The organism is Streptomyces sp. NPDC054841, from assembly GCF_053611045.1.
Genome location: NZ_JBSGZO010000026.1, coordinates 1 through 24481 on the forward strand (window position 1 = coordinate 1; position 24481 = coordinate 24481).

At 72.8% G+C, this 24481-nt stretch carries 11 protein-coding genes and 1 pseudogene; 10 read left to right on the forward strand and 2 right to left on the reverse strand.

Annotated features, from left to right (window positions below):
* From ACWGI8_RS06135 to ACWGI8_RS06175, 9 genes are all read left to right on the forward strand, one after another.
* The coding region (locus tag ACWGI8_RS06135) for a condensation domain-containing protein (RefSeq protein WP_453658919.1) at positions 1-942 on the forward strand (942 nt) is incomplete at its 5' end.
* On the forward strand, positions 933-2027 hold the full coding sequence (locus tag ACWGI8_RS06140; RefSeq protein WP_453658920.1) for a MupA/Atu3671 family FMN-dependent luciferase-like monooxygenase: 1095 nt from the start codon (positions 933-935) through the stop codon (positions 2025-2027). The genes ACWGI8_RS06135 and ACWGI8_RS06140, both read left to right, overlap by 10 nt.
* Positions 2028-2033: 6 nt before the next feature.
* Positions 2034-6737: an amino acid adenylation domain-containing protein gene (locus tag ACWGI8_RS06145; protein WP_453658921.1), complete on the forward strand. Its 4704-nt coding sequence runs from the start codon at positions 2034-2036 to the stop codon at positions 6735-6737.
* Entirely contained in the window at positions 6734-10780 is a 4047-nt protein-coding gene (locus ACWGI8_RS06150) for a non-ribosomal peptide synthetase (protein WP_453658922.1), read from the forward strand. The genes ACWGI8_RS06145 and ACWGI8_RS06150 overlap by 4 nt, the downstream gene beginning before the upstream one ends.
* Positions 10781-10787: 7 nt before the next feature.
* Positions 10788-14474, forward strand: coding sequence for a non-ribosomal peptide synthetase (locus ACWGI8_RS06155; RefSeq protein ID WP_453658923.1), 3687 nt, complete (start codon positions 10788-10790; stop codon positions 14472-14474).
* A complete protein-coding gene (locus ACWGI8_RS06160; RefSeq protein ID WP_453658924.1) occupies positions 14471-16573 on the forward strand; it encodes a beta-ketoacyl synthase N-terminal-like domain-containing protein in 2103 nt (700 codons plus the stop codon). Before ACWGI8_RS06155 ends, ACWGI8_RS06160 begins: the two co-directional genes overlap by 4 nt.
* Complete coding sequence (locus tag ACWGI8_RS06165) at positions 16570-17799, forward strand: cytochrome P450 (protein WP_453658925.1); 1230 nt, start codon at positions 16570-16572, stop codon at positions 17797-17799. The genes ACWGI8_RS06160 and ACWGI8_RS06165 overlap by 4 nt, the downstream gene beginning before the upstream one ends.
* 1849 nt (positions 17800-19648) lie before the next feature.
* On the forward strand, positions 19649-20311 hold the full coding sequence (locus ACWGI8_RS06170; RefSeq protein WP_453658926.1) for an XRE family transcriptional regulator: 663 nt from the start codon (positions 19649-19651) through the stop codon (positions 20309-20311).
* A 399-nt stretch (positions 20312-20710) separates the two neighbouring features.
* Positions 20711-21436, forward strand: a complete 726-nt coding sequence (locus ACWGI8_RS06175) for a DUF4241 domain-containing protein (RefSeq protein WP_453658927.1) — start codon at positions 20711-20713, stop codon at positions 21434-21436.
* Positions 21437-21522: 86 nt separating this feature from the next.
* Here the strand turns inward: ACWGI8_RS06175 and ACWGI8_RS06180 are convergent.
* Positions 21523-22477: pseudogene (locus tag ACWGI8_RS06180) on the reverse strand (transposase); the annotation flags it as partial.
* Between the two features lie 398 nt (positions 22478-22875).
* On the opposite strand from ACWGI8_RS06180, the gene ACWGI8_RS06185 reads away from it, so the two are divergent.
* Entirely contained in the window at positions 22876-23304 is a 429-nt protein-coding gene (locus ACWGI8_RS06185; RefSeq protein WP_453658928.1) for an SRPBCC family protein, read from the forward strand.
* Positions 23305-23356: 52 nt separating this feature from the next.
* Here ACWGI8_RS06185 and ACWGI8_RS06190 read toward each other — a convergent pair whose 3' ends face one another.
* The gene (locus tag ACWGI8_RS06190; RefSeq protein ID WP_453658929.1) at positions 23357-24442 is read right to left on the reverse strand and encodes a mandelate racemase/muconate lactonizing enzyme family protein; all 1086 of its coding nucleotides are present in this window, start codon (positions 24440-24442) and stop codon (positions 23357-23359) included.
* Between the last annotated feature and the right edge of the window lie 39 nt (positions 24443-24481).

A 24481-nucleotide genomic window follows, 5' to 3' on the forward strand; every position in this document is an offset into this window, starting at 1 on the left:
GAAGGGACCGTCGACGACGTCGTCGGCTTCTTCGTCAACATGGTGGTCCTGCGGACGGACGCCTCGGGCGACCCGACGGTACGGGAACTGGTGCAGCGCGTGCGGGACGTGGACCTCGCGGCGTACGCCCACCAGGATGTGCCGTTCGAGCAGGTCGTGAACGACCTCAATCCAAGACGCCGGCCGGGCCGGCATCCGTTCACGGACGTCGTCCTGGCCCTGCAGAACAACGCCCGCGCGGAGGTCACGCTGCCGGGTGCGGACGCCCAGGTCGAGGTCGTCCGTACCGGCGCGGCCCGCTTCGACCTCCTGGTCGACGTGACCGACGACTACGGCCCGGGCGGCACGCCGGAGGGCATCGCCGTGACCCTGGAGTACCGGACGCGCACGGTGGACGCCCCGTTCACGCGGTGGCTCGCGGACGCGCTCGTCCAGACACTGCGGGCGGCGGCGGACAGCCCGGAGCTGCGGCTGTCCGAGCTCGGCCTCAGCGAGCCGCCACGGCGCGCAAACCCATCGACGACCGAGCCGGCCGAGCCGGGCGAGCCGGCCGGCGCCGACCACACGGCCCGTACCGCCGGTCCCGGAACCGGCCGGACCGGACCGGCAGAACCCGCCGAGCCCGCCGAGCCCGCCGAGCCCGCGACGGGCATGCAGCAGCTCGTCGCGGGCGTCTGGGCCGATGTCCTCGGCGTGGAACGCATCGGCGCGCAGGACGACTTCTTCATGCTCGGCGGGAACTCGCTGCGCGCCGTGCGGGTCGCGTCGCGGCTCACGGAGCGCACGGGGCGGGGAGTGACGGTGGCGACGGTGTTCGCGGCGCCCACCGTGGCCGGGCTGGCGGCGGCGATCGAGCAGGCGCCCGTCGAGACCACGGGGCCGATCATGCGCCGTCCCCGTATTCCGCGGGCGCGGGGAGAGGAGGCTCCGGCATGGAGCTGAGCGTGATGTTCTTCGGTGCTGACGGCGCTGACCGGGCTGCTGACGCCGGTGGAGCCGGTGGTGCGGGCGGGGCGGGCGGCGGGGTCCGGCATGTGGAGAAGTACGAGGAGCTGCTGGAGATCGCCCGCGTCGCCGACCGGCTCGGGTTCCACGCGATCTGGACACCCGAGCGGCACTTCCAGCAGGTGGGCCAGATGTTCCCCAGTCCGCCCGTGCTCAGCGCGGCGCTCGCCGTCGCGACCGAGCGGATCGGTATACGGGCCGGGAGCGTCGTCCTGCCGCTGCACCACCCGCTGCGCGTGGTCGAGGACTGGGCGGTCGTCGACAATCTGTCGCACGGCCGCGTCGGGCTCTCCGTCGCCACCGGCTGGCACTCCACGGACTTCGTCCTGTCCCCCGGCGCCTACGCCGACCGCCGTGAGCGGACCGTGCGCGACATTCCCCTGCTGCGCCGCCTCTGGGCGGGCGAGGCGGCCGAGTTCCCCGACGGCACGGGCGAGTTGAGCGCGGTGCGGCCGCAGCCCCGGCCGGTGCAGGAGACCCTGCCGCTGTGGATGACCACGTCCGGCAACCCGGAGACGTGGGAGACCGCGGGCCGGCTGCGCACCGGTGTGCTCGGGGCGACCGTCGGACAGAGCAGGGACGAGCTCGCCGAGAAGATCCGCCGGTACCGGGACGCCTGCGCCGCCGCACCCGAACAGGGCGGGACGGGACCGCACGGACGGGTCACGCTCATGGCGCACACCTACGTCGGCGCCGACGACGAAGAGGTACGGCGGCTGGCCGCGGCGCCGCTGAAGGCGTACCTGAAGTCGTATGTGCGCCAGACGACGGCCAACCGCACCGCCGACCGCCGCACCGCGGAACTCACCGAGGCACAGACCGGCATGCTCGCCGACTTCGCCTTCGAGCGCTATCTGACCTGGGGCAGCCTGCTGGGCTCGCCGGAGACCTGCCGCAAGATGCTCGCCGGTCTGCGGGAGCTGGGCTGCGACGAGGTCGCCTGCTTCGTCGACTTCGGCCTCGGCCGGGACGCCGTGCTCGCCGGGCTGCACCGGCTGGCCGCACTCCGAAAGGACTTCTGAGAGCTGATGAGTACGGGGGAAGGGCGGCAGCCGTCGCCGGTCGAGCGGTTCAGCGCGCTCAGCGGTGAGCAGCGGATACGGCTCATGCGCCGGCTCGTCGAGGCCGGACGGGCGGGGTCCGTACCCGCCGTCGTACCGCCGCGCGACGACGAGGGACCGGTGCGGCTGGGCCCTGCGCAGGAGGATCTGTGGGTGTACGACTCGCTGTATCCGGGCACTCCCGCGCTCAATCTCTGCTCGGCGTACCACTTCGACGGGCCGGTCGATCCGGCCCACCTGGAGGCCGCGCTCACGCAGCTCCAGGAGCAGCACGACGTGCTCAGGAGCCGGATCAGCGGTACGGCCGGCGATCTGAGCGTCGGCTTCCCGCCCGCGCCGCCGTTCGTGCTGGAGCGCTTCGAGCTCGCGGACCCGGCCGGGCTCGCGGAGGTCTTCGAGGAGTTCCGGCGCCGGCCGTTCGACCTGGCTCAGGACCGGCTGATCAGGGGCGGATTCGTCCGGGTCGGCGGCAGCCGGTCCACGCTGATGCTGAGCCTGCACCACATCATCACCGACTGGTGGTCCTTCGACGTGCTCCAGGCGGAGTTCGCGGAGGCCTACCGGTCGGTGCGGGACGGCACCGCGCCGCGGCTCGCCCGGCCCCGGATCCAGTACGCCGATTTCGCCTCCTGGCAGCACGAGCTGGAGGCGGCCGGGGTGTTCGAGGCGCGGCTCGGCTTCTGGCGCCGTCATCTGGCGGACCCGCCTGGGCCGCTGGTGGTGCCGGGCGCACCGGTGGGCGGCCGGCAGGAGGAGGGCGGCCGGCAGGAGGAGGGCGGTATCGCACAGATCCCCTTCCGGATCGACGCGGCGACCGCCGACGCGGTGCGGTCCCTCGCCCGTGAGCGCGGGGCGACCGTGTACGTGGTGCTGATGGCCGCGTTCGCGGTGCTCGCGCACCGGCTGACCGGTGCCGACGACCTCGTGCTGGGGACACCGACGGCGAACCGTGCCGCGAAGGGCCTCGACCGGGTCATCGGATACGTCATGAACGCCGTGCCCACGCGCTGGCGGATCGGCCCGGACGACTCCTTCGCGGATGTGCTCGGCCGGTTCGGCGCGGTCTTCCCCGAGCTGATGGCGAACGCCGATGTGCCGGTCGGGCGGATCGTGTCGGCCGTCGCGCCCGAGCGCAGCAGCGGGCATTCTCCGCTGTTCCAGTGGGTGTTCATGTACCTGGCGCAGCAGCGGAGCGTGGAGAACCTGCGGAGCCTGCGGGAGTTCGCGGAGCCGGAGCGCATCCACACGGGCGGTGAGCACGACTTCGTGGGCATCGTCCGGGACAGCGACGACGGCATGACCGGAAGCTTCGAGGTACGGACCGACCGTTACGACCCGGACGCCGTGCGGCACTGGGCGGACAGCTACGCCGTACTGCTGCGGCGGCTCATGGCGGAGCCGGAGGCTCTGCTGCGGGGCCACGATCTGCTGCCGGAGAACGAACGGCCGTCCGTCGGCGCGGGAGGCTGTCCGTCGGCGGAGACGCTGCCCGGGCTGGTCGCCCGGCAGGCGGCCCGCATTCCGGATGCCGTCGCGCTCGAAGGGCCCGGACTCGCCCTCACCTACGGCGCGTTGCACGACCGCGTCGAGCGCCTCGCGGCCCGGCTGGCCGGGCACGGGGCCGGGCCGGAGCGCATCGTGGCGCTGGCCCTGGGACGCAGCCCGGAGATGGTGGTGGCCGCGCTGGCCGTGCAGCGCGCGGGCGCCGCGTATCTGCCGGTCGACCCCGCCTACCCGGCCGACCATGTCCGCCGCATCCTCCAGGACGCGGCGCCGGCTCTGCTGGTCACCGGGGCGGACGTGGAACTGCCGCCCGTCGGCGACGTTCCGCGGCTGGTGCTGGACGCGCACGCGTACGGGGACGAGCCGCTGCCCAGCGCGCCGGAACCGGTCGAGCCGGGGCGCGCCGCGTACGTCATCCACACCTCCGGCTCCACCGGGCGCCCCAAGGGCGTCGTGGTCACCCACTCCGGCGTCGCGGCGTTCGCCCACAGCCTCGTGGAACGTTTCGAGCTGGGCCAGGACGACCGGATCGTGCAACTCGGCTCCCCCGCGTTCGACATTTCCGTGGCGGAGATGTGCCTCGCCTTCGGCTCGGGCGGCGCGCTGGTCGTACCGCCCGCAAGGCCGCTCGCCGGGCAGGCCCTCGCGGACGTTCTCGACCGGGAGCGCATCACGTTCACGATGCTGACGCCGTCCGTACTCGCGAGCGTCCCGCCGGGGGCGTACCCGGCGCTGCGCGGCGTGTGCGTCGGTGCGGAGGCCTGCCCGCCGGAGCTGGTCACGATGTGGGCGGCACAAGGGCGGAGCTTCCACAACGCGTACGGCCCCACCGAGTCCACGGTGGCTGCCACGGCGAGCGGCCCGCTGGCCGCGGACGGTACGGAACCGGCCATCGGCACCCCGGTCAGCGGCACCCGTGCCTACGTCCTGGACGAGTGGCTGCGCCCCCTTCCGGTGGGCGTGTGCGGCGAGCTCTATCTGGCGGGTCTCGGCCTGGCACGCGGCTATCTGGGCCGCGCGGGCCTGACCGCGGAGCGCTTCGTGCCCGACCCGTTCGGACCGCCGGGCTCGCGGATGTACCGCACCGGGGATCTGGCCCGCCGCCGCCCGGACGGCGCGCTGGACTGTCTCGGCCGTGCCGACGAGCAGATCAAGCTCCACGGCTTCCGTATCGAACCCGCCGAGATCACCTCGGTTCTCACCGGGCATCCGGCCGTCTCGGCGGCGGTGACGGTGCTCCGCGAGGACGTGCCGGGGCGCAGGCGGCTCGTGGCGTACGTGGTGCCGGGCGGCGCGGAACACGCCGGTCATCCGGACGAGGACGCGCTGCTCGGGTACGTGGGACGGCGGCTGCCCGCGCACATGGTGCCGGCGGACGTCGTGGTGCTGGACGCACTGCCGGTGGGGGCGAACGGGAAGACCGACCGGGGCGCGCTCCCCGCCCCCAGCCGCGGCGGTGAGCTGCCGCAGAAGGCGCGATCGGGCCGTGAAGAGCTGATGTGCGGGCTGTTCCGGGACGTGCTCGGGGTCGAGGTCGGGGCCGGGGACGACTTCTTCCGGCTCGGCGGGGACAGCATCATGGCGATCCAGCTCGCGGGCCGGGCGCGGGACGCCGGTCTTGTGGTGGCGCCCCGGGACGTGTTCGAGGCGCGCACTCCGGCGAATCTGGCGGCCGCCGCGCGGGAGGCGGACGGACCGGGCGCCGAGGACGGCGGTACGGGTCCGTTCCCGCCGACGCCGGTCATGCGCTGGTGGCGGGAGCAGGGCGGTGAGCGCACGGCGTTCACGCAGTCGATGCTGTTCCCGGTGCCGGCCGGCGCGGGCGCCGGGATCGTCGGCGACGCGGTGACGGCGCTCGTGGAGCGGCACGGGGCGCTGCGGATACGGGTACGGGACGACGGGGAGCCGGAGGTCGCGCCGCCGGGTGAGGCCGCGGCCGTGGAGGTCGAGCGGGTCGACGCGCGGGCGCTCACCGACGACGCGCTCCGCCCCGTCGCGGGCAAGACCGCCGAGGGCATCCGGATCGAACCGGGGGCCGGGATGGTGCGGGCCGTCTGGTTCGACCGCGGACCCGAGCTGCCGGGACGGCTGCTGCTGACCGTCCACCATCTCGCCGTCGACGGGGTGTCGTGGCGGGTGCTCGGCCCCGAGCTGGCCCGGCTTCTCGAAGGGGCGCGGCCGGGCGGCCGCGCTCCGGGGACCTCGTTCCGCCGCTGGGCCGCGCTGCTGGCCGACCGGGCCGGGGACGCCGGCCGCGCTTCGGCCGAACCCGCCTGGTGGGAGCGGACGTTGGGCGGCCCGGACGCCCGGCTCGCCGGTGGCCGGGGCGTGGGTTCCCCGCGTGCCACGGTGACCGTCGAGCTGTCCCCGGACCTCACGGAGGCGGTCGTCGTCGCCGTACCGGCCGCGTACCGCTGCCGGCCCGACGCCGTCCTGCTCGCCGGGCTGGTCCTGGCCGCCTCGCGGTGGCGCGACGGTGACGACGCTGCGGCGGGCGGGCTCCTGGTCCAGCTGGAGGGGCACGGCCGGGAGACTCCGGCCGGGGCGGAGGACGTGGACGTGTCCCGGACGGTGGGCTGGTTCACGACCCAGTACCCGGTACGGCTCGACGGCGGCGGCGAACCGGCGGCGGTGCTCCGCGGGGTCGAGGAGCGGCTGCGTGACGTGCCGGACGGGGGACTCGGCTGGGGACTGCTGCGGTACCTCAACCCGGACACGGCTCCGCGGCTCGCCGCTCTGCCCGTGCCCGATGTGCGCTTCAACTACCTGGGGCGGCTGGCCGTGGCGGACGCGGCGGGCGGCGAGCTGTTCGGCGCGGCGGCGGAGGCGTTGCCGCTCGGCCACGCCCTGGAGATCGACGCGGTGGCCGAGGAGCACGGGGACGGGCTGAGGCTGACATCCGGCTGGTCGTACGCGGAGGAGGTCTTCGACGGCCAGGGGATACTGCGGTTCGCCGGGCTGTGGCGGGAGGCTCTGGAGGAGCTGGCCGCGCTCGCCGCCGGGTCCGACGGGTCCCCCGAGTTCGCCGAGTCCGCCGGGTCCGCCGACGAATCCGGAACCGGCCGGACCGCGTCCGGGGCGGCCGGGGCGGCCGGGTACAGCGCCTCGGACTTCCCCCTCGTCGAGCTGACCCAGGATCAGCTCCTGCTCCTGGAGGAGGGGCTGTGAGCGGGAAGATCGCCGACGTACTGCCGCTCGCCCCCGCGCAGGAGGGACTGCTCTTCCATGCGCTGCGCGACACGGAGGGCCCGGACCCGTATCTGGTCCAGGCCCGCTTCCGCGCCGCACGCGCGGTGACCGCGGACGCGGCGCGGGAGGGCGTGACGGCGCTGCTGGAGCGGCATCCGAATCTGCGCGCCTGCTTCCGGCACCGCCGGCTCGACCAGCCCGTGCAGGTGATTCCGGCGCGGGTGACGGTGCCCTGGTCGGAGGCGGACCTCACCGGTCTCCCCCCGGAGGAGGTCACGGCCGGGCTGCGGCGGCTGATGGACGAGGACCGGGCCGTACGCTTCGATCCGGCCCGTCCACCGCTCGTACGGTGCCTGTGGGTACGGCACGACGAGGGCGCCGAGCTCGTACTGACCCTGCATCACATCCTGTTGGACGGCTGGTCGATGCCGGTGCTCGCACGGGATCTGGCGGCGCTGTGCTCGGGCGGGCGGCCCACCGCGCCGGCCGTCCCGTACCGGCGCTATCTGGAATGGCTGCGGCAACGGGAACCGGGTGCCGCGGAGGATGCCTGGGCGGAGGCGCTCGCGGGCCTGGAGCGCCCTGCCCTGCTGGGCGCGGCGGCGAAACCCCACGCCCGGGAGTTCGACGCACGCGAACGCGGCGCCCACGAGCTCGACGTCCGGCTCACGGAAGAGCTCACCGCCGCGCTCGGCCGGGCGGCCGCCGACGCGGGCGTCACCCTCAACACCCTCGCCCAGACCGCCTGGGCCCTCGTCCTGGCCCGGATGACCGGTTCGGACGATCTGGTCTTCGGCGCGGTCGTGTCGGGCCGCCCGCACGATCTGCCCGGTGTCGAGTCGATGGTCGGCCTCTTCATCAACACCCTTCCGGTACGGATACGGCTGCGCGCCGACGAACCGGTCGGCGCCCTGATGGCCCGGATCCAGGACGAGCAGCTGCGCCTCGTGTCCCACCACCATGTGCGACTGGCGGAGATCCAGCGGCGGGCCGGGGCGGGTGAACTCTTCGACACGGTCGTGGCCTTCGAGAACTTCCCGCGCGGCGACGCGGACCGCTCCGCCGGACAGGCCCTGAGGCTGACCGAGGTCCGCGACGCCACCCACTACCCGGTGACCGTCGCGGTCGCCGCGGGCGGCCCGCGCACCCTGCTGCGGCTGGGCTGCCGCGGCATCGACGCGCACCGGATCGCGGGGCGTCTCGTGCGCGCGCTGGAGGAGCTGACCGGGGATCCCCGCAGACCGGCCGGCAGCGTGGACGTCCTGCCGGAGCGGGAGCGCGTGGAGCTGCTCGCCGCGTCCGCGGGCGCGACGACGTCGTCGGCACCGTCGGCGCCGTCCGGGCCCGGCACCGTGACCGCGCGGTTCGCCGACCAGGTGGACCGTGCCCCGGACGCGGTTGCGGTACGGGACGGTGGACGGGACCTCACCTACACCCAACTGGACACCGCCGCACAGCAGCTGGCGGCACGGCTGACGGCCACGGGGACCGGCGCCGAGGACGTAGTCGGGGTGCTGCTGCCCCGCTCGGCGGAGCTGATCGTCGCGCAGCTGGCCGTACTCAAGTCCGGGGCCTGCTATCTGCCGCTGGACCCCGCGCAGCCCGCGGACCGGACCGCGCGGCTGCTCTCCGCTTCCGGAGCGCGGGCGGTCATCGGCGAGGACGGCGGCGTACGTACGCTCGCGCCGGGCGGGAGCGGGGCGGCCGGACCGGAGACGGCGGCCGCTTCCCCGGACTCCGCCGCCTACACCATGTTCACCTCGGGCTCGACCGGGGAGCCCAAGGCCGTCGTCGTCCCGCACCGCGCGGTCGTCGCGCTCACGGAGGACACCCGGCTGCGCGGTGGGGCCCACCGGCGTGTGCTCTTCCACAGTGCGCACACCTTCGACGCCGCCACGTACGAGGTGTGGGTACCGCTGCTGAACGGCGGCACCGTCGTCGTCGCCCCGCCCGGGCCCCTCGCGCCGGAGGTCCTCGGGCGGCTGCTGGCCGCCGAGGACGTCAGCGCGCTCTGGCTCACCGCAGAGCTGCTGCGCACGGTCGCCGACCTGGCGCCCGGGGTGCTCGGCGGACTGCGCGAGGTGTGGGCGGGGGGCGATGTCGTGTCGCCCGAGGCGGTGCGGCGGGTCCGGGAGCACTGCCCCGGCACGCGCGTCGTCAACGGCTACGGCCCCACCGAGACCACCGTGTTCGCCACGGCCGGGACGGACGACGCCGTGGCGATCGGCCGTCCCCTGGACGGTACGCGGGCGTACGTCCTGGACAGCCTGCTGCGGCCCGTGCCCGACGGCACCGCCGGGGAGTTGTATCTCGCCGGGACCGGTCTGGCCCGTGGCTACCTGGGCCGCCCGGCCGCCACCGCCTCGCGGTTCGTCCCCGATCCGTACGGCCCGCCCGGCTCCCGGATGTACCGCACCGGCGATCTGGTACGCCGTACCCCCGACGGCGTCCTCCACTTCCTCGGCCGCACCGACGACCAGGTGAAGGTGCGCGGGTTCCGGATCGAGCCGGCGGAGGTGGAGGCGGCACTGGAGACGTCCGCGGGCGTCGCGCGCGCGGTGGTGACCGCCCGGCCGGGACCGGCCGGGGGCAAGGTCCTCGCGGCGCATGTCGTCCTTTCCGAGGGCGGCCGGCTCGACGCGGTACGCGACGAACTGGCGCACAGGCTCCCCGCCCATCTGGTGCCGTCCCTCTGGAGCACCATCGACGCCGTCCCCCTCACCGCGCACGGCAAGACCGACCGCGCGGCCCTGCCGGATCCGGTGCCCGCCGCCGCGCCGTCACCGGCGCGGCCGCCCGGCACGGCGCGGGAGAAGGAGCTGTGCGCACTGTTCGCCGAGGTCCTGTTCGACGACGGCGGGGCCGCCGCGCCCGACACGGACTTCTTCGCCTCCGGCGGGCACTCCCTCCTCGCGCTCCGGCTGTGCGCCCGGATCGAGGCGACGCTGGGCGTGTCCGTGCCGGTCGCCACGCTCTTCGCCGCTCCGACTCCGGCCGCGCTGGCGGCACGGCTCGCCCGGCCCGACGAGGCGACGGAACGGCCCGTCGGCGCGGGCGGCGCGGCCACCGTCCCTCGCGCCGTCCTCGACCCGCTGCTCACCCTGCGCCCCCCGCTCGGCACGGGCGACAGCCGTATGGGCGACGCCGCCACGACCCACGGCACAAGCACCGGCACGAGCACCGCGACAGGCACCGGCACGAGCACCACCACGAACGCCGCATCGAGCGACGCATCGAGCGACGAGCGCATGAACGACAGCACCCCCCTGTTCTGTCTGCCGCCCGGCTCGGGCATCGGATGGTCGTACGCCGCGCTGCTGCCCCATCTCGCGCCCGGCCGGCCGGTGTACGCCGTGCAGACGGCGGCGTTCCCGCAGGCCGACAGCATGGGGGCCGTCGCCGAGGCCTGCCTGGAGCGGATCCGCAGCGTCCGCCCCCATGGCCCCTATCTGCTGATCGGCCGGTCGTTCGGGGGGCCGCTCGCCTACGAGGTCGCCGTGCGGCTGCGGCGGGACGGTGAGGAGCTCGGGCTGCTCTGCGTCCTCGACGCGCTGCCGCGCTACCCCGACTCGCCGTACACCCCGCCACCGGCCGCGAGCGACCGGGTCGAGCAGGAGGTCATGGAGATCCTGCTGCAGAGCCATGCACCGGGCGCGCCGGTCCCACCGGGCCGGCTCGACAGGGCCGAGGTGTTCGGGCTGGTGCGCGACGCGGGCGGGGCCCTCGCGGAACTCGGCGACGACGACCTGGGCACGCTGGCCGACCGGTGCGCCGCGCACATCCGGCTGGCCCACCGGTGGGTGCCGTCGCCCGGCCTCGACCGGTACGACGGCGCCCTGACGCTGTTCTCGGCCACCGGGGACGCCGACGGCATCCCGACGGCGGAGAAGACGGCGGCCTGGCGCCGCTGCTCGGCGGCCGTCGAAGTCCATGAACTCGCCTGTGCGCACAAGGACGTACTGACTGCCGGACCGGCGGCGCGGATCGCCGCGGTCCTCGAAACCGCACTACGGGGGAAATGAGCGCGCCATGGACATCGAGGAGTACGAGTTTCCCGTCTCCGCCGCACAGGGCCGGCTGCTGGTCCTGGACCAGCTGAACCCCGGCACCGCCCAGTACAACGTGCCCGCCGCCTTCGCCGTACGCGGACCCTTCGACGTGGCCGCGTTCCGCCGCGCGCTGGACGCGCTGGTCGCACGCCACGAGTCGCTGCGTACGGTCTTCAGGGCGGGGCCCGGCGGCGAACCGGTGCAGATCGTCGCCGCCGAGGCGCGGGCCGAGCTGCGGGTGGAGCGGGATGTGGCGGCTGCGGAGGTGGCCGGGCTGATGCGGGCGGAGGCGGGGCGGCCGTTCGACACGGCCACCGGGCCGCTGCTGCGCGGCGCGGTGTACGCGGTGGCCGACGGCAGCCACCGGGTCCTGCTGGTCGCGCACCATCTGGTGTGCGACGGCTGGTCGCTGCAGATCATGCTGCGCGGGCTGTCGACGGCGTACGAGGACGCGCTCAAGGGCCTGCCGCACTCCCCCGCCGAACTGCCGCTCCAGTACCCGGACTTCGCCGCCTGGCAGCGCGAGCGGCTCGGGCGCGGGGAGTACGCGGCGGCCGTCGCGCACTGGGCCGACGAGCTGAGCGGCGCGCCCGAGACGATGGCGCTGCCGCTGGACCGGCCGCGTACGGCGGCTCCGTCGGCGGCGGGCTCCGCGGTGCGGTTCGTGCTCGACACGGGCGTACGGGAGCGGATCGCGAAGGTGGCGGCGGAGCAGGGGGCGACGCCGTTCATGGTGCTGTTCGCCGCCTACGCCGCGTTTCTGGGACGGTTGTCCGGGCGCGAGGACCTGGTGATCGGGTTCCCGGTGTCCGGCCGGGACCGGGCGGAGCTCCAGGACATGGTCGGAATGCTGACCAACACCCTCGCGCTGCGTGTGGACCTGTCCGGGGACCCGGGGTTCGGCGAGCTGGTGGGGCGGCTGCGGGAGCGGCTGCTGGCGGGGCAGCCGTATCAGGACGCGCCGTTCGAGGCGGTCGTCGACGCGGTGGCGCCGGTGCGCGAGACGAGTCATGACCCGCTGGTGCAGGCGGTGTTCGCGTACGACGACGACACGGAACCGGTGCTCGAACTGGCCGGTGCGGAGTCGGAGCGGATCGAGCTGGCGCTGGACACGGCGAAGTTCGATCTGCATCTGCACGTGGAGCGGTGGGGCGGCGAGCTGGTGGCCCAGCTGATCCACCGCAGCGAGCTGTTCGAGCCGTCGACGGTGCGGCGCTGGGTGCGGAACTTCCGGACGCTGCTCGACGGGCTGCTGGAGCGGCCGGACGCGCCGCTGTCCACGGTGGACGCGGTCCCCGAGGACGAGCGCCGGTCCATCCTGGCGGGCGCCGACCGCTCCGCCGAGGCCGCGGCCACGGCCACGGGGCTGCTCGTCCCGGACCTGGTGGCGGCGCGGGCCGCGGAACGCCCGGACGCGGTGGCCCTGGTGTGCGGGCCGGTCGTCCTCACGTACCGCGAACTCCTCGCCCGCGCCGACACCCTCGCCGCCCACCTCCACGCCTCCGGTGCCCGTCCCGGCACCCGCGTCGGCCTGCTGCTCCCCCGCTCGGCGAACATGGCCCTGGCCGCCCTCGCCGTCCTCCGCGCGGGCGCCGCCTATGTCCCGCTGGACCCCGGCCACCCCGAAGCCCGTCTCGAGGCCATGGCCCGCGACTCGGGCATGACGCTGCTCCTCACGGACGCGGAGACGGAGGCGAAGGCGGCGGGCCTCGGCCCTCAGGTCCTGCGGATGCCGGCCGGGACCGGAACGGGCCCTGCGCCCGGCGGGCCGTCATCGCCCGCACCGGCACCGGCACCCGCACCCGCACCCGCACCCGCACCCGCACCCCAGGATCTCGCCTACGTGCTGTTCACGTCCGGCTCCACCGGTGTCCCGAAGGGCGTCGCCGTGGAACACCGTGCGCTGGCGAATCTGGCCGTGGCCGTGCGGGAGCGGTTCCCGGTCACGGGTGACGACCGGGTGCTGCAGTACGTGTCGTTCGGGTTCGACGTCGCCGTGTCCGATCTGTTCTTCGCCTGGGTCGCCGGCGCCGAGCTGCACATCGCGCAGGAGGACGAACGGCTCGGCGACGCGCTCCATGCTCGGCTGCGGGACTCGCGGATCACCTACGTCTTCCTGCCGCCGTCCGCCGCGATGCTGCTGCCCTCGCCCCTGACCGGGCTCCCCCATCTGCGCACGATCGCGGTCGGCGGCGAGGCGTGCCCGGCCGAGCTGGTCGCGCGGCTGAGCGCGCCCGGACGCAGGGTGCTGAACGCGTACGGGCCCAGCGAGGCCACCGTCTACTCGACGACCGCCGAACTGCGGCCCGGTGAGCCGGTGGTGATCGGGGATTCCGTCCCCGGCGACCGGACGTATGTGCTCGACGCGCGGCTGCGCCCGGTGCCTGCCGGGGTCGTCGGGGAGGTGTACGTCGCGGGCGCCTCGCTCGCGCGGGGCTACCTCGGGCGGCCCGGGCTGACGGCCGAGCGGTTCGTGGCCGACCCGTACGGGCCGCCGGGCTCGCGGATGTACCGCACGGGCGATCTGGGCCGGTTCGACTCGGACGGTGTGCTGCACTATCTCGGCCGCACCGACACCCAGGTGAAACTGCGTGGCTTCCGCGTCGAACTCGGCGAGATCGAGACGGCGCTGGCCGCGTGCCCCGGTGTGACGGTGGCCGCGGCCGCCGTCCGCGGCAGCGGCGGGGAGCAGCGGCTCGTTGCGTATGTCGTCGGGGCGGAGGACACGCCGGACGGCGCGCTGCGCGCCCGTCTCGCCGAGCGGCTGCCGGCGTACATGGTTCCGGAGGTCTTCGTCCGCCTGGCCGAGCTGCCGCTCAACCGCTCGGGGAAGATCGACCGCTCCCGACTGCCCGAACCGCGCTCCGTACGCCCGGAGCTGGCCGAGTCGTACGCCCCGCCGCGCACCGCGGTGGAGGAGTTCGTCGCCGGGGTCTGGGCTTCGGTCCTCGGCGTCGACCGGGTCGGCGTCCACGACAACTTCTTCGAGCTGGGCGGCAATTCGGTACGGCTGCTCGCGGTGCTCGCGGCCCTGCGTGCGGGTCTTCCCGGCCCCGGAGCGGACCGCTCCGCCGGGCGGGAGCCCTCCTCGGGGGCGGAGCGCTCCGCCGGGCCCGGCCGACCGCCGACCATCGCCGCCGAACCCGGGCCGGAACCCGACTCCCCCACCAGTGCCGACCGGGGGCCCTCCTCGGGAGCAGAGCTGTCCACCGAGCCCGGCCGACCGGCCATCGCCGCCGAACCCGGGCCGGAACCCGACTCCCCCACCAGTGCCGACCGGGGGCCCTCCTCGGGAGCAGAGCTGTCCACCGAGCCCGGCCGACCGCCGACCATCGCCGCCGAACCCGGGCCGGAACCCGAGTCCCCCACCGGTGCCGACCGGGGCCCGGACGCAGGCACGAGCCCGAGCCCGGACTCGGAGACCGGCCCGGACCCGGACACCGGCACCGGCACCCGTGTCGGCGTCGGCACCACCCGCACCACCTCCTCGATCGCCCTCGTCGATCTGTTCCGCCATCCCACCGTCTCCGCGCTCGCCGCCCGGCTCGAACGGGACGCGACACCCGGCACCGGCCCCGCCGGCCACGCGCAACGCGGCGCCGACCGACGCGCACGACAGGCCGCGGCCGCCCAGCGGCTCCGATCCAGGAAAGGCACCACGCGATGACCGAAGTGACCGCAGGCGCGATAGCGATCACCGGAATGAGCGGCCGCTTCCCCGGCGCCCCCGACCTCCGCACGTACTGGCGGAATCTGCGGGACGGCGTCTGCTCCCTCACGGACTTCACCCCCGGCGAACTCGACGCGGCAGGGGTGGACCCGGACGAGGCGCGACTGCCCGGCTACGTGCCCGCCCAGGGCCATCTCGCCGACGCGGACCGCTTCGAGGCCGAGCTGTTCGGCTTCAACCGCACCGAGGCCGCCGCGCTCGACCCCCAGCACCGGCTGCTGCTGGAGACCGCGTGGGCCGCGCTGGAGGACGCGGGTCACGGGCCGCGGGACGCGGCGCCGGTCCGTACCGGCGTGTACGTCGGCGGCAGCCCCACCGAGCACATGCTGGCCGCGCAGACCGACCGGGGGCTGGCCACGTCGATCGGCGCGATGCAGGTACGGATCCTCACCGACCGCGAGTTCCTGGCGCCCTGGGTGTCGTACCGGCTCGGGCTCGACGGCCCCAGCATGACCGTCCAGACGGCCTGTTCGACCTCTCTCACGGCCGTGCATCTCGCCGCGCAGGCACTGCTGCTCGGGGAGTGCGACACGGCGCTCGCGGGCGGCGTCGCCGTCGGCTCCGTGCACAAGCACGGGTACGTCCACCAGGAGGGCGGGATCTTCTCGCCGGACGGCCGCTGCCGGCCCTTCGACGAGCGCGCGGCCGGGACCGTACCGGGCCACGGTGTCGGTGTGGTCGTGCTGCGCAGGCTGGAGGACGCGCTGGCGGACGGCGATCCGGTGCGCGCCGTGCTGCGCGGTACGGCGGTGACCAACGACGGGGCGGCCAAGGTCGGTTTCACGGCGCCCGGTGTGGACCAGCAGACCGCGGCGATCGCCGAGGCCTGGTCCGCGGCCGGACTCGAACCGGCGCTGGCCCAGTATCTGGAGGCGCACGGCACGGGGACGCAGCTCGGCGACCGGATCGAGATCGCCGCGGCATCGGCGGCGCTGGCCGGATCGGCGGGCTGCCGGATCGGCTCGGTGAAGTCGAACATCGGGCATCTGGACGCCGCGGCCGGGGTCGCCGCACTGATCAAGACCGTGCTGATGCTGGAGCATGCCACGCTCGCGCCGACCGTGAACGTCACCCGCCCGCACCCCGATCTGCCGGCCTCGCCGTTCCGGCTGGTCGAGCGGGCGGAGAGCTGGCCACGGCCGGCGGGCGGCGGCCCGCGGCTGGCCGGGGTCAGCTCGGTGGGGATCGGCGGGACGAACGTGCACGTGGTGCTGGCGGAGGCACCTCGCCGGCCGGCCCGGCCGGAGCCGGCCGGGCACACCGTCGAGGTCCTGCCGCTCTCCGCCCGTACAGAGGACCGACTCGCCGCGCTGGCAGGCGAACTGGCCCAGGCCCTGGGGGCACCGGACGCGCCCGCCCTCGCCGACGCCGCCCACACCCTGCGCACCGGCCGCACCCCGCTCGCCGCCCGTGCGTATGTGACGGCGGCCGGTCTTCCCGAGGCGGTCGCCGAGCTGGAGCGGCTCGCCCGGGGCGCGGCACCGGTGGGCGCGCCGCACCCGCTCGGCGAGGCATGGCTGAAGGGCGAGGACGTCGACTGGCCGGAGCCGGACGCGGGCACCGGCGTGCGGAGGGTGAGCCTGCCTGCGTATCCGTTCGCCGGGGACAGCTTCGGCTCGATGCGACTCGGCCCGCCGGTCCCCGTGCCGGTCTCCGCTCCCGAGGCGCCCGGGATGTCCGGCGTGGCTGACGCACCCGCCGTACCCGGCGGACCCGAGGCGGCCGTTCCCGCGGACGGCGGGCTGCGCGCGGCCGTCTCCGCGGTGCTGCGCGAGACCCTCGGGCTCGACGGCCGGCCCGGCGATCTCGACGCGACGTATTTCGCGGTGGGCGGCGACTCCCTCACGGCCGTGCATCTGGTCGGGCGGCTGGGTGACGAGTTCGGTCTGGACGTACCCATCGAACTGTTCCTGGAGCAGCTGACGCTCAGCGAGATGGTGGACCGGATCGTCGCGGACCGCGCCACGGCCGGGTCCGAAGACCCGGGCTCGCTCGAGGCGCTCCTGGACGAGTTCGAGGCGGAGGCGGGGGCATGACGTACCCGATCGAGGACGTCGACCTGCTCGATCCCCGGCTGCACGTCCGGCAGGACCTCGGCACGCTCTGGCGCGCGCTGCGCCGCACCGATCCGGTCCGCCGCCAGCGCGTCGACCCGGCTCTCGGCGCGGCCGTCGACGCGTTCTGGGTGGTCACCCGGCACGCCGACGTCCAGCGCGCGCTGCGCGACACCCGCACGTTCAGCTCGCAGGGCGGCAACATGCTGGGCACGCTGCTGAAGGGGTACGACCACGGCGCGGGAAAGATGCTCGTGGTCACCGATCCACCGCGGCACGGTGCCCTGCGTCGCCTCCTGACCGGCGGCTTCGGCCCGCGCACCCTCGGCCCGATCACCGAGTCGATCGCCGTCTCCACACGTGAGCTGCTCGCGGAGCTGGTGGCGCGCGGCGAGGGCGACTTCGTCGCCGAGGTCGCCGCCCAGATCCCGCTGCGCGCGATCTGCGAGCTGCTGGGGGTGCCGGCGGCCGACCGGGCGCGGGTGCTGGAGCTGACGAGCGCGGCGATGCTCGGTGAGCACGGCGATGACGGTGGCGTCGCGGGCATCGAGGCGCGCATCGCGCAGAGCGAGATCATGCAGTACTACACACGGCTGGCCGCCGAGCGGCGGGAGGCGCCGGGCAGCGACATCATCAGCCTGCTGGTGAGCAGCGAAGTGGACGGGGAGCCGCTGTCCGAGGAGGAGGTCCTCTTCAACTGCTACAACCTCATCATCGGAGGCGACGAGACCGCCCGGCTCTCGATGGCGGGCGGACTGCTGGCGCTGGCCTCGCACGGCGAGCAGTGGGAACGGCTGCGCGCCGAACCGGACCTCGTCACGACGGCCACGGAGGAGATCCTGCGCTGGACGACCCCGGTCGCCCACATCGGGCGCACGGCGACGGCCGACACCGAGCTGAGCGGGGTCCGGATCGCGGCGGGCGACGCGGTGACGCTGTGGTGCGCCTCGGCGAACTTCGACGAGGAGGCCTTCGACGACCCGTACGTCCTCGACCTCACCCGCGACCCGAACCGGCACGTCACCTTCGGCCACGGCCCGCACTTCTGCCTGGGGGCGCAACTGGCCCGGGTGGAGATCCGGACGCTGCTCGGCGAACTACGGCGGCAGGTGGCCTCCTTCGCGGTGACGGGCCCGGTGACCTGGCTGGAGTCGAACTTCATCCGGGGGGTGGGGTCGCTTCCGATGTCGTTCGCACCGGCGAGCTAGGGCGTGTCCTTTAGGCGTCCGGCACAGCACAGCGCCCCTCAACCGCCATTCCTCCGCGGCAGTTGAGGGGCGCAGGCGTTCAGTGCTCGCGTGGCCGGTACGGCAGCTGTGTGGCCCTGCCCCGCCATGGCTCCGGACCGCGGCAGGAAGAAAGGTCCGGAGGGGCAACAGGCTCACCACACAGCAGGCAGACGAGCCACCCTGTCTCAGGGTCCGTCGTGCACTCGGCGCGGCAGCGCGGGCACTTCTGCATCACGGCCCTTTCAGGCGCCTAGTCGAACTCTCCGGCCTTGACGGCTGCGGCGAGCCCCGCCCAGCCATCCTCAGTCATCGTGACGATGATGTCCGGCCGCTCAGAATCCCGCAACGCCACTACGCCAGGCACGTTCCTTGCCACCTGCGGGCAGTTGTTGACCCCGGAGCGAGGCCGGCACGCGGACACTCCAACGAACTCGAATTCGGGCACTGCACCCATGGTTAATTTCCCTTCCCTACAGGTGCGGGGATTCGGTCCCCGCACCGTGTGGTATAGGCCCCCAACAGGGCTCTAGCGGCCGCCTGTTGGGGGCGCCACCCGCACCCGACAGGGGCAGGCACGAGGGTCATTCGCTGCCCTTGACGGGAGTCGGCAGCCATCCGTTCTTGATGCTGGTCGTGCGGTTTCTGAGCGTTTACTCGGGCGCTCTCTCGGGTTGGCGCGCTCCCTGGTAGGTGCGCCACAGGCGTTGACCGGTCGCACAGCCGGTATCGGCCCTGTCGGCAGTCACGCAGCCTGCGCAGCCCTGGGCGTGCACCAGCCATGCCTTGTACCCCTGTTGCATGGCGCTCTCGGCTGCCATGAGTGCGGTCACGATGCGCCCCGACCGGATCACCGTTTCTCCCTGGCCTGCCGAGTTGCCTTGCACGGCGGGCACGTGCACGGCGGGAAACCGCATCCCGCATCCGACGGCTTGTCGGGGGGACACAGGTGCGTGACCTTGTCCTGAACTTCCGTCCGGGCGCCTGTCTCGGCATTGACCCGATAGACAGCGATGGTGATTGCCACGTGATCACGCACCCTTTCCAGGGTCGTGTCCCACGACGTGGTGTAGGGGATCAAGCGCTACGCGTTCCGGTTCGAGGCCCACGGTGATCTCCGTGGATGCGGCGGCCCACGAAGCGTCCCGGTGAAGCGGGTTGGACGCCCGACAGGGTGGGGCCACCGCCACTGACGTGCGGATTCCGGCCACTTGATCCCCTACACCACCTGGCGGGACGCCATCCTTTCCAGATGCCGCATGGCGCCAGCCCTCGCCCAGCGAGGCGAGCACGTAGGGGCGAACCAGGGCGAGAGGGCGCTCCCAGGGCGCAGGCGGGAACCATTGCGTGCGCGGCTGCGGCAGCGGCACACACGGGGCGTGTCGCTCCCTGCGCTGCTCGCGCGCTGCGACCAACCGTGCGCCCCACACGACGGGGGAGAGTCCAGCGGGGGCCACGGGGGCGCCCTGGTGCGCCTGGGCGCGGTGTCTGCCGAGCGCGCGTCGTCCCAATAGAACGCGCGTCACCCAATTGAGTGCACGGGCGATAAGGTCTTTCACGTCGTCGCTCCTTCGAAGCGTCGGCCACGCCCCAGGGCCGTTACCGCGGTCGCTGGGGTCCTTGCGCTTGGCCACTCTGACGACCCATCAAGGACGTATGGGGGCACGTCTGGCGACACATGGGACGCCTGGGCGGTAGCGTGGAGAACGCCCAAATGTCCTAGGGAGGGACCTTGAACACGGCCCTAAGATCGGCTATGCAGTCCGCCAACCTGCCCCCTCGGCAACTAGCGGCCCGTGTGGGCGTTTCTGGCAAGACCATTGAAAGATGGGTGGCGAACGCCGAATTAATCCCGCACGCCAGGAACCGGGAAGACGCTTGTATGGCGTTGGGAGTTGACGAAGAAATGCTGTGGCCCAAAGCGGTGAAAGACCGACTCAAGACCGGCGGAGACCGCGAAATAATTCGCTCTTACCCCTACCGGTCTTCCTGCCCCTCAACAACTTGGGGGGAACTGATCACCAACGCCACACGAGAACTCTTCTTCGCTGGGTACACGAACTATTTCCTGTGGCTCGACCAGCCTGCATTCGTTTCCACACTGAGGCAGAAGCTCGACAGTGGCTGTCGCGTGCGCTTCCTCTTGGGCGACCCCGACGGAGAGGTGACCCGCAACCGTGAGCAGATTGAAGACGTCGCGCTCACGGTGTCCACGCGCATCCGCATCACGCTTGAGCACTTGGACAAGCTTGGGTCCCACGAGGGACTAGAGGCGCGTTTCTCGGCCCCTGACGACGCGGTGAATCACGTGTCCCTGTCGGTGTTCCGATTCGACGACGACGCGCTAGTGACTCCCCATCTTGCCCGACTGGTCGGGCACGACTCCCCGCTGTTGCACTTGCGGAAGTACGTCGATGATGGCATGTACGCCCGATTCTCCGAGCATGCCGAAGAGCTATGGTCGAGAAGCGTGCCGATCGAGCGTACGCCCTGATTCCCCAACAGGACATTGCCGTTAAGCTGCTGCCGTAGAACGCAGAAGAGGCCCCCTCCCGTCCCGCGTAACGCGGGGCAAAAGGGGGCCAATTCATGCTCGGATTAGACATCTCGGGATCTGAAGACGTCAAGCAGTGATGGAGACATTTGAATCTCCCCACCCTCTGCTCAGATGCGCCTCGCTCGGTTTGGTTCCCCAGGCCGACCCGCGCTGACCTGCGGTCTGGCAGCCTACCTCCGCGACCTTCCAGGCGGCATCCGACGCAGTGGCGGCACCACGGCGAGCTGACCTGATCACGGTGGCGTTCCGTGGTCCGATGTGCAAACTGCCGATGTCACTGGGCCCACGTACCGTTTCGGTGGACCGCCCGGCCGGGTGGCGACGGAAGGATGAGACATGGAGTGGATCGGGGACGCCCGGCTGGCGGCCGGGCCGGAGGCCACCTGGTACATCGAGACGGCGTTCACGCCCGGAGCGCATCTGGGGACGGTGTACGACGATCCGACAACGCCGGTCGTGGTCACGGGGATTGAAGAGGTGACCACCATTCGCATACCCAGCGGCCGTCTCGTCGTGGATGCGCCGTGGCATGACGACGAAACCTGGGAGTACGAGCGAGGACTGCCGACGAGCCTCCCACGGGAGCTGGCCGTGCGAATTCCGCCGGGCACCTACCAGGTGGAGATCGCGTGGACGGCGGGGCCGTACGAATTCTTTGGGGAGCACTTCGACGGCGTTGCGTGCGCCGCGACCCGCTTGCATATCAGTGACGACCCCGTGATCGGGTGGGAGATGGGCCTGGGCGTCGACGACGATATCGACCGGCTTCAGCCGGGCGAGCAGATCCGCTTTTACTCCGACGCCAATGTGGGCTGCTTCGCCGACGCCGGCGCATGGACGGCTTTGACCGCGCCGTTTCGCGCGTATGTGGACGGCAGGCCGGTGCCGCGCGACTCCGAAAAGCTGCCTGGCTGGTGCGAGCGGGTAACCGACGAGTCGCAACAAGCCGATCTGGTCACGTTCACCGCAGAGTCGGGCGGCGTCGTCTGGCTGGGCCGCACCAAGACCGGCGACGTGGCCGCGATCGTCGTAACCAGCGGCATGCCTGGTGCCAAGGCCTGACGCGGCGCCACCGGATCCGCCGATCGGCGAACTTCCCATTCACTTGAGGACTTGATCAAGTGAGACAGGAGTATTCCCGGTCGTTTTCAAGAACCCCCGTCAGCAGCTGCCATTGGTGAGGTCGCGGGCGGAGTGAAGGCACGTTCTTCCTCGAAGAGGACTCGCCTCTGGAGGCAGTGGAACAGCTGCCCGAGCAGGCGATTGAACAGGTGCCGCTGAGCTTGCGCGTGCCAGTCACCGATCTCCCGCCGGTGGCGGTAGTGAGCCTGCGCCCCGGGTGATGAGCGCAAGGAGGAGAAGGCCCAGAGGTAGCCGGCGTGGTGGAGCCGGTTGTTCTTGACCATGCGGCGTCCGACGTAGTGTTTCTTGCCGGAGGCGCGGGTGATCGGTGCGGATCCGGCGTAGGCCTTCAGGCCGCGGGCGTCGGCGAAGCGGTTGCGGTCATCGCCTGTCTCGGCGAGAACTCGTGCCGCGAGCTGGACATCGAGGCCCAGGAAGCTCAGGAGTATCTCGGCATAGGGATGTTCGCGAAAGCTGGCATCAACTGCTTCGGCGAGATCTTCACTGGCCTGACAGGCTGCTTCGAACTGCTTCAGCAAAGCAAGAAGCTGCTTGCCGAATGCGTCCTCCACAGTTGCGGGCTGGTGAGCGTCCTCAGCCCGCAGGACGCCGCGCAGGCGGTCTGCCTCCTCGTCAATGCTGCGGACACGACCGGCGCGCTTGAGTGCGGAACGCAGCTGGCTCAGCGACAGCCGCGAACCCTCTGTCGGCGTCGGCGCCTTGGTCAGGATGATGCGGGCCTCCCCACGAGCAAGCCCTCTCTGCTTGGCCAGGAAGGCATCGAGGGCAGCGGGGTAGTACTCGCGCAACAGGGAGCGGATCTGGTTGCCGATCTGCTGGCGGTTCCAGACGGCGTCCTGCTGAGCCCGAGCCAGCACCGCGATGGCCTGGGCCCGGTCCGGAGTCCGCTGGCAGCGGCCGGTGCACGGCCATGTCGGTGCGGAGGATGTTCGCCAGCACGAGGGCGTCGCCGGGGTCTGAAGCGTGCGAATTCGCGGATTCCTGGAAGGGCAAACCCGGGAACCCGCGCGGTGATGGCTGGTTCAGGACGGATTTCAGGCGGGTTGAGCGTCGTGGCGTACTGGGCCGAGGCTGGGATTCAATCGACCCAGGTCACAACCGCGAGGCGACGGCGGGATGCGGAGTGATAGAAGTCCCCTAAGGGCTGTCCCGTAATCCCCGGTGGATCAGCGCGCGGCGTCAGATGCGGTGCATCGCAAGGCGGAGGGGCGTCCTCATACTGGGCGTATTCGGGCGATCCGATAACGCAGCGAGGTGCCGTAGCTGTCGTCGTGCGCCCGCCGGGGATTACGGGACAGCCCTTAGCCTTCGGTTGGAGGAGGTTCGTGATGACGCACAGTGGCAGGCTGAGGCTGCACATGCAGCGCGTCCTCCGCGCACCGCGCTCGGTCGTATTCCGCGCCTTGACCGAGCCCCAGGAACTGGCCAAGTGGTGGGGCCCTGACGGGTTCGCCACCCCGCGTGTGGAAAGCGACCTTCGGCCAGGAGGCAGTTATCGGATCGCGATGCAGCCTCCGGAAGGCGATCTGTTCTACCTGGTGGGCGAGTTCCTTGAGGTCGACCCTCCGGAACGCCTGTCCTACACCTTCCGATGGGAGGATCCCGATCCCGAGGATCGGGAGACGGTGGTGACGCTGTCGCTTCGCGCCCTCGGCCGTACGTCGGTCGAGCTGGTTTTCACCCAGGGTGACTTCGCCACTGAGCGGCGCCGCGCTCTTCACGAGGAAGGCTGGACGCAGAGTCTCAACAGGCTGGAGGAGCTGACGTCGTCGACCGCGTCGGCCTGAGAGCTTGCCGCGACGAGGGGCCCCTGCCCCCTGCCGGTAGGACCGCGCCGCCTCACAGCGACGTCAGCCCGTGGCCCAGTCCCGGCCGGCCGGTCAGTTCCACATGGCCCGTGTCCGCCGCCGCGGCGAAGGCCTCCGGCGCGAGCGGCTCCGCCTCGACGAGAAGGGGGCCGACCAGGTCCGGCGGGACCGTCGCGTGCGGCAGCGCCGCGGAGAGGTGTGCGGCCGCCAGGGTGGCCACGCCCAGCTCCGGCATCGTGCCGATCTTCACGGCGAGGCCCGCGGCCTCCGCGAGGGCCGCGATCTGGCGGGCCCGGTAGAGGCCGCCGACCTTCAGGATCTTGATGTTGAGCACGTCGGCGGCCCCCCGGCGGACGAGTTCCAGTGCGTCGTGGAGCGACTGGAGGGACTCGTCGGCCATGACCCGCACTCCGCCGTGGGCGCGCAGGGCGGCGAGCCCGGCCAGGTCCCAGCGGGGCAGGGGCTGTTCGACCAGGTCGAGTCCGGCGTCGGCGAGGCGGCCGACGGTACGGGCCGCGCTGCCGGGTTCGTAGCCCTCGTTCGCGTCCAGGGACAGCTCGACCCCGTCGGGGATCGACTTCCGTACGGCGGTGACGAGTTCGACGTCCCGCTCCGGGTCCTCGCCGCCCTTGAGCTTGATGTGGGGGAAGCCGAGCCCGGCGTACCGGGCGGCCTCCTCGGCCGTCTCGTCGAGGCTGCCGAGGCCGACGACCCAGGTGGTGGGGACCCGGCGGGTGACGGCGCCGCCGAGGAGGAGATGCGCGGGCCAGCCGGCGGCGCGCCCGGCGAGGTCGTGGAGGGCGAGGTCGAGGGCGGCCTTGGCCAGGTGCTGGCCGCGGATGGCGGCGTCCATCGCGGTGTGCGCTCCGGCCAGGTCGCGAGGATCGCGGCCGATGAGGGCGGGTGCGGCGTGCTCGGTGACGGCGGCCCGCAGACCGGCGAGGGTCTCGCCGGTGTACGCGGTCATCGGGGAGGCCTCGCCGAAGCCGCAGGCCCCGTCGGTGGTCCGTACCTCGACGAGCAGGGTGACGAGTTCGGGGCTGGTGCCGCTGCTGATCGCGAACGGGCGGCGGTAGGGGGCACGGACGACGCGGGTGTGGAACGAGGCGATCCTCAAGCCGGCTCAGCTCCTTCGAATACTTCGTTTCGGTCCGGA

Excerpts from the sequence above, each read along its gene's own strand:
- ACWGI8_RS06165 (WP_453658925.1), top strand. The coding sequence starts at position 16,570 with ATGACGTACCCGATCGAGGACGTCGACCTGCTCGATCCCCGGCTGCAC.
- ACWGI8_RS06140 (WP_453658920.1), top strand. The coding sequence starts at position 933 with ATGGAGCTGAGCGTGATGTTCTTCGGTGCTGACGGCGCTGACCGGGCT.
- ACWGI8_RS06160 (WP_453658924.1), top strand. The coding sequence starts at position 14,471 with ATGACCGAAGTGACCGCAGGCGCGATAGCGATCACCGGAATGAGCGGC.
- ACWGI8_RS06145 (WP_453658921.1), top strand. The coding sequence starts at position 2,034 with ATGAGTACGGGGGAAGGGCGGCAGCCGTCGCCGGTCGAGCGGTTCAGC.
- ACWGI8_RS06185 (WP_453658928.1), top strand. The coding sequence starts at position 22,876 with ATGCAGCGCGTCCTCCGCGCACCGCGCTCGGTCGTATTCCGCGCCTTG.
- ACWGI8_RS06155 (WP_453658923.1), top strand. The coding sequence starts at position 10,788 with ATGGACATCGAGGAGTACGAGTTTCCCGTCTCCGCCGCACAGGGCCGG.
- ACWGI8_RS06175 (WP_453658927.1), top strand. The coding sequence starts at position 20,711 with ATGGAGTGGATCGGGGACGCCCGGCTGGCGGCCGGGCCGGAGGCCACC.